At 43.3% G+C, this 6507-nt stretch carries 4 protein-coding genes and 1 pseudogene; all 5 read left to right on the top strand.

Annotation, left to right across the window (positions count from 1 at the left end):
* Positions 1 to 263 (top strand): annotated as a pseudogene (locus ACW6PM_RS06515) (methyl-accepting chemotaxis protein); the annotation flags it as partial.
* A gap of 231 nt (positions 264 to 494) precedes the next feature.
* Complete coding sequence (locus tag ACW6PM_RS06510; RefSeq protein ID WP_456056609.1) at positions 495 to 1919, top strand: Wadjet anti-phage system protein JetA family protein; 1425 nt, start codon at positions 495 to 497, stop codon at positions 1917 to 1919.
* A gap of 15 nt (positions 1920 to 1934) precedes the next feature.
* Entirely contained in the window at positions 1935 to 2660 is a 726-nt protein-coding gene (locus tag ACW6PM_RS06505) for a DUF4194 domain-containing protein (RefSeq protein ID WP_456056608.1), read from the top strand.
* A 16-nt stretch (positions 2661 to 2676) separates the two neighbouring features.
* On the top strand, positions 2677 to 6012 hold the full coding sequence (locus tag ACW6PM_RS06500; RefSeq protein ID WP_456056616.1) for an SbcC/MukB-like Walker B domain-containing protein: 3336 nt from the start codon (positions 2677 to 2679) through the stop codon (positions 6010 to 6012).
* A gap of 2 nt (positions 6013 to 6014) precedes the next feature.
* On the top strand, positions 6015 to 6479 hold the full coding sequence (locus tag ACW6PM_RS06495) for a gamma carbonic anhydrase family protein (protein ID WP_456056607.1): 465 nt from the start codon (positions 6015 to 6017) through the stop codon (positions 6477 to 6479).
* Positions 6480 to 6507: the final 28 nt, after the last annotated feature.

The raw sequence follows: 6507 nt of genomic DNA, 5'->3' as shown, positions 1-6507 counted from the left end.
TTGCAGGCAAGACAGCATCGCAGCTTGAGGAGGTTGCCGGCAATTCCAAGACTATCACAGATGAGGTTAATGGAATCGCAGAGACACTTGAGACACAGACAGATGCTATCAAGCAGATTAATAATGGCGTAGAGCAGATTAACGATGTAGTTCAGACTAACTCAGCTTCTTCACAGGAGTGTGCAGCTGCAAGTCAGGAGATGAGCAGTGAGGCAGAGAGCTTAAATGAGCTTATACGTCATCTGAGAGTTGCTGAGCAGTAAGCATATTATATTGAATAGAATTATTGATGGTCACAATCAGGAGTGATTTGACGGTAACCGGATGTTACTGTTAAGGCTGAGGTGTGAAGCAGCAATATTAATATCCCCACGTTTATTTCCATGTATATGGCGAAAAACGTGGGGATATGTTATTATATGAGTATGACATTAAAAGATAGAATACCAAAAGAATTTTATAGCCTATTCCGCACAAAAAATATGGATGCATACATGCAGATAGTTGTTGCGTTATATGAGGAGAATAACGAGGTCTATGCATCACTGGGACTGACACGTGAGGAGTGTCAGATAATCATAGCGGATACCATATCAAAAACAGGCATTGTATGGCAGACTGATTATAATGAAGATGAGAGTGATAAAGATAGTGGCAGCATGGATAATCATGATGATTATAATCCTGATTCCGAAATTGATGTTATATATGACCAGGCCAGTTTCGCATACACCCTGACGCCATCAGCTATATTGGGCAGGCTTATAAACTGGGGCTGGATCAGGAGTGATTTTGATGAAAAGCTCAACACATATGTGATTGCATTTCCTCAGTACAGCCAGATGTATGCTGAGCTGTTTAAAAAGCTGCTTGTGGATGATGACAGCAGGGAGCGTGAGAGCATTCTGGCTGTTTACAGTGCGCTTTTTACATATTTTTCAGATCCGGAAAAAAATAATGATATTCTGAAAAATGCGTTGTATACGTCAAAAAATCTTGGTCAGCTTTTATCAAATATGCAGGATGGCATGAGGGCATATTTTGATGAGCTGTCACGTATGAAGAATTTTATCGGTATACAGAAGGTACTGATTAAGGAAATTAATAACAGTGATAGCAGACGTTATGCCATCCTTACAACCACGGATAGCTTTTATCGTTACAAGGAGGCTGTAAAGGAGCTTATAAGTAAAATCCTTAATCAGAACGATGACAGAAGGGCTGAGCTTGAGGGAATTCTTTCGCAGACTACACCAGGTACGTTTGAGAGAAAACGCTATGAGTACAGCGTGGAGTATTGTGATAAGGCAAATGAGCTTGTTTATAAGGTGGAGCATGAGTTTGACCTGATTGAGAGAAAGTACAACAAGCTTATTGAGCAGAAGACGATTTTTGCAAAGAGGGCGCTTGCAAGGATACACTATATCCTGCAGGAAGGCGCAGATGACGAGGATAATATAGTAAAGCTCATTAACCTGATAGATAAGAGTGATAAAACAGATGAGATACTTGGGGCTCTTCGAAACAGAATGAAGTTCACCAGACAGTTTTACAATGTAACGGACGACAGTTTTCCGGGAAGAAGAGAGAGAGGAAGAAGTGAGTTTGTTCCGTTTGTTATTGACGATGCTTCGGCAGGCGAAGATGATATGGCAGATTTTGTGCCAAAGCCATTGTATACCAAAAAGGAGCTTCAAAGCTTCAGAGATAAAAATATGCGTGATGGCATGTTTGTGACAGATGAACAGACTGTAGAATCCATGGAGGATCTGGAAAAGCTTCTGTTTTTATGGCAGGAGGAGACCAATGAGCGCATGGGTGAGGATACGGTGAGTCTGGATGGAGAGATAACAAAGAGTGATGGTGTAAGCTACTCAAGGCTTGTAATATCCAAATCGGACTCTAAACGAGAAGCATAGAAAAGAGAGCAATGTATGTTTGAATATATGGAGAATGTTTCGCCAAATGAGGCAGAAAATATTAGAAAAACTATTCAGGATCTGTTGAGACAGACCTGTATTTTGCAAATGAAGTGTGACCCCGTTACATTGATTCAAAGAGACAATCCAAGGTATCAGGTGTGTCTTAGAAACAGGGAGTTTATCTCTGATTATCTGGCTGTGCTTGACTGTGAGTTGGTTCATGACCAGCAGGAGCATCTTTTCAGGATAACGGGTGATGGTGTCATGCTCGAGAAGATGACTCTTCTTACTGCAAGGATTGTCATTATAATGAAGATGATATACAGGGATAAAATCATGGGCGAAGGGCTTAATGCGACAACAACGAATCTGGCAGAGATTCGTGAGTATGGCAGAAATACCAATCTGATTACCAGAAAGCTCACTAATCAGGAATGGTCAGACGCTCTTTTGCTTATGAAAACACATCAGATGATTGAACTGCCGGGGGCTATTGCAAGCCTGGAGGACAACACACCAATCTATATTTATGGTACAGTAAATATATTCTGCTCAGCCATGGATATAAATGAGCTTGTGCGCATGTACAGTGATGAGGTGGAGCTGATTAAGTATGATAACGAGTCGGCTGCAACACTTGAAGCTGCCGGATTGAATACAGAAAGCAGTTCTGTAAAACATACCCATGAATTTGCCAAGAACAGTGAAATGGAGGAGTTACCAATTGAGTCAGTCTAAGAAGATATTTACCAGAATGTGTCTAAACAACTGGGGCGGAATAAATCACAAGGTTTTGCAATTTAATGAGTATGTCAATTTGTTCAGTGGTAAGAGTGGCTCGGGAAAATCAACCGTCATGGATGCGATTCAGGTAATCCTCTACGGCAGCTTCAGCTCCACCTTCTTGAACAAGGCTGCAGATGATGCAAAAAACAGGAGAAGTGTTCTGAGCTATTTGAGGGGTGAGCAGAAGGATGGCTCCGCAAATCGTGGCGACTGTGATTTTTGTTCGGTCATAGCGCTTGAGATAGAGGATACAGGCAGTCATACATTTACATGTATAGGAATAGCATTTGAGGTACGAAAAAACGATTCTGAGATTAAGAGATTTGTGTACTTCAGTCATTCGGGCAGGATGCCGGAGCCTTCATATGTGACAGCGGACGGCTTTTGCTATTCAAATAATGATATTAAAAAGCTTGTAAATACTCGCTCACAGTCAGCTGATAGACGCGCCAGAGGGGATGTAAACCGTATTTACGCATCGAAGGAGGCATACCTTGGCACATTATATGATGTGATTTTAGGATATATTGATCCGAATCGTTTTATCACAATGGAAAAAAGTGCTATTGCACTCAGAATGACAAATGGAACAGGCCAGTTTATACGTGATTATATGTTTCCAAAGAGTGACTCGGGCACGATAGAGACTATCAGTGAGCAGCTCGATGCATACAGACAAATCAGGGAAAAAATAGAGGATATGCGCAAGCGTATTGAGCTTCTTAAGGAAATAAAGGAGTCAGGGCAGGAACTGGTAAATATCCAAAGCGATATTGTCATGGCAGAGACAATGATCAGGTGCATAGATATCGAGGATATGCGTGCAAAGATTCAGGCAGCTGAGGATGATAAAAAGCGTATTGAAGAAGAACAGGACAGGCTTTCAGAAAAGGCAGATGATATAGCCGGGCAGCAGGCAGCTGTGCAGCAGGAGTATATCCAGGTATGTGCAGATTTGAAATCGAGCGACTTAGGAAGCAAAAAGGATCAGCTTAGGGAGCTTGAGAAGAGAAGTCTCATGCTTACCGACAACAGCCGTCAGTGGATTAAAATCACAAACGGACTAAAGGCCTGGGATGAGGATGAGGTCATCACAGATTATGTGAGCAATGCAGTTTTAAACCTCATTGAAGAGATTGTGGATGGCGATGTCACAGAGGCAAAATGTCAGGAGCTTCATCTAAAGCTTGAGTCTATAAAGAAGGATATCGAGGATGAGCTCGAGGACAATACTTCGCAGAAAAATGAGATAACAAAAGAGCTTAAAGAGAAAAAACGTCTGGTCGATGATATGAAGAACAACCGCAAGTCGTACAGTGAGAGCCTGCGTTCGGCAAGAGCTGCGCTGCAGAGAGACTTAAGTGATAGATTTGGCGAGCCTGTGAAGGTACAGGTATTTGCGGATATGTTTGACGTACAGGACGAGGAATGGAAGAATGCCATAGAAGGACGTATGGGCAGGCTCAAGTTCTCACTTATCACAGAGCCGCGTTATGCGCATACTGCTGCTGTTATTTTCAGGGACATGAAGCAGTTTGAGGATGTTGACCTCATTAATTCCAGGGCTATCATGGACAGTGAACCAAAGGCCATGGATGGTTCGCTTTATGAGGCAGTGGATACAAAGGAAAAGTATGTAGATGTCTGCCTGAAAAGATATCTGGGACATATTATAAAGTGCCGGAGTGTTGACGAGCTTGAGCAGGTACGAGATGGAGTTACACCGGACTGCTACTCATACAGCAACTTTATTTTCAGACATCTGAAGAAGCGCGATTATACTACAAATGCCTGCATCGGAGGCAGGGTATCCAAGGCAAGACTTGCCGAGTATGAGGCAGATGTAGATAGACTTGAGAAGGACCAGATACAGCTTATGGGTATTATTTCAAGTCTCAAGGCACAGAGAGATTTTGAGTGCTTAAAGGGGGAGCCGGAGTATTTTGTGGGCCTTTCTGAGGCGTCAGATGAGCTTAAAGCAGTTAATTCGCAGAAAAATGAGCTCGAAGAGATTATTAGGACGATGGAGAATGGGCAGTACAAGGAGCTAAAGGAGAAAAAGAGGCTTCTTGAGAAAAACATCGATGCACTTAAGAGTGCTTTTTCACTGAATCAGCAGCAGATAAATGAAAAGATAAGCCAGCATGAGAAAATCATAGGTGCAAACGAACAGCGAAGAGCACAGCTGGAAGATATGTTACAGGGCTATGTTGCCGGAGAGGAGCTTGAGAAGCAGGTGCAGGATATGCTGCAGCATAGCTCAGGAGCATCGGTCAAGAGCAAACAGCGTGAGAAGCTTATTGAGCTGCAAGGCGCAGACGGAAATGGTGGCAGGCAGCAGTCGTGTGTTGAGACGTTGCAGACTGCCCGCTACAGGTATATAAAGGAGTTTCCGTCAGGTCAGTTCAGCGGAGCCGAGAAGTCAAATAAGGCATATGAGGAGCTGCTGGAGAAGTACGAGAAGGATTATGAGCCGGAATATGAGAGTGAGTTTGAGGAGCAGTGCAAGGTGATTTACAAAAGTCTCAGAGAGAATGTCATCGGTACAATCCACGGTGATATCAAGGCTGCAAAGCGCCATGCCTATGAGATAAACAGGCTTCTTAGGGAGACTAATTTCTCAGACAGTACCTATCAGATTAAGATAGAGCCGGCAAAGAACGAAAACGGTCAGTTCTATGATATGCTTATGGCGGAGGAACTGGACAGTAAAAATCCGGATAATGGCGGAATAGCTGGACAGATAAGCTTTGGTGAGGATGATTTTTATAAGAAATATGAGCAGAAAATTAAACTTTTGACAGACAAGTTCATGCCGCCAAGGGATGAGGATGAGCATCTGCGAATGCAGAAGCGCAAGGAAATGGAGCAGTATGCGGATTACCGCAATTATCTGTCATTCAGCATGTATGAGCAGGTTACGGACGAAAACGGCCGTGTCATCAGGGAAAACTTTGTAGATGACATGGCAGGACGTGATTCGGGAGGCGAGGGACAGAACCCTAAGTATGTTGCGCTTCTTGCGGGCTTTGCGATGCTTTATATGCAGCAGAGCAATCGTGATTCAAAGATTAAGCTGGTGCTTTTGGATGAGGCATTTTCCAAGATGGATCAGGAGCGAAGTGCGGTGTGTCTCAAGTATGCAAGGAAGATGGACTTGCAGCTGATTGTCTGTGTACCGGATGAACGTCTGCAGTCGCTTATCCGAAATGTGGATTGTGTATATGGCTTCAGGCGGCATAATAATCAGATTTCTATGATGCATATAGACAAGGGTGATTATCTGAAATTGATGGAGGGATAGATATGGCATATTATATAGCAGAAGGTGCCGTTGTTAAGGGTCAGGTGACAATGGCTGACGGAGCAAGTGTATGGTATAATGCAACTGTAAGAGGCGATTCAGAACCGATAGAAATCGGCAGAAATTCGAATATACAGGACAATGCGGTGGTACATGTGGACTTAAGCCACAGTGTCAGAATCGGTGACAATGTGACAATAGGACACAGCGCAATTGTTCACGGGTGTACTATAGGTGATAATACACTCATCGGCATGGGAGCTATCGTATTAAATGGAGCAAGGGTTGGTAAAAACTGCATAATAGGTGCGGGCGCTCTTGTCACCCAGGGCACCGATATTCCTGACGGAAGCCTCGCATTTGGTTCGCCGGCAAAGGTGGTCAGGGCACTGACAGATGAAGAGATAGCAGAGAATCATCGCAATGCCATGCATTATGTGGAGATTGCGAGGGAGTCGCTGATTTAATATTGGACGGATTATTTACATAAACTTT

The sequence above is a fragment of the Agathobacter sp. genome, assembly GCF_977054825.1.
This window is presented reverse-complemented; position numbering and strand designations above follow the sequence as displayed.

Excerpts from the sequence above, each read along its gene's own strand:
- ACW6PM_RS06510 (WP_456056609.1), top strand. The coding sequence starts at position 495 with ATGCAGATAGTTGTTGCGTTATATGAGGAGAATAACGAGGTCTATGCA.
- ACW6PM_RS06505 (WP_456056608.1), top strand. The coding sequence starts at position 1,935 with ATGTTTGAATATATGGAGAATGTTTCGCCAAATGAGGCAGAAAATATT.
- ACW6PM_RS06500 (WP_456056616.1), top strand. The coding sequence starts at position 2,677 with ATGTGTCTAAACAACTGGGGCGGAATAAATCACAAGGTTTTGCAATTT.
- ACW6PM_RS06495 (WP_456056607.1), top strand. The coding sequence starts at position 6,015 with ATGGCATATTATATAGCAGAAGGTGCCGTTGTTAAGGGTCAGGTGACA.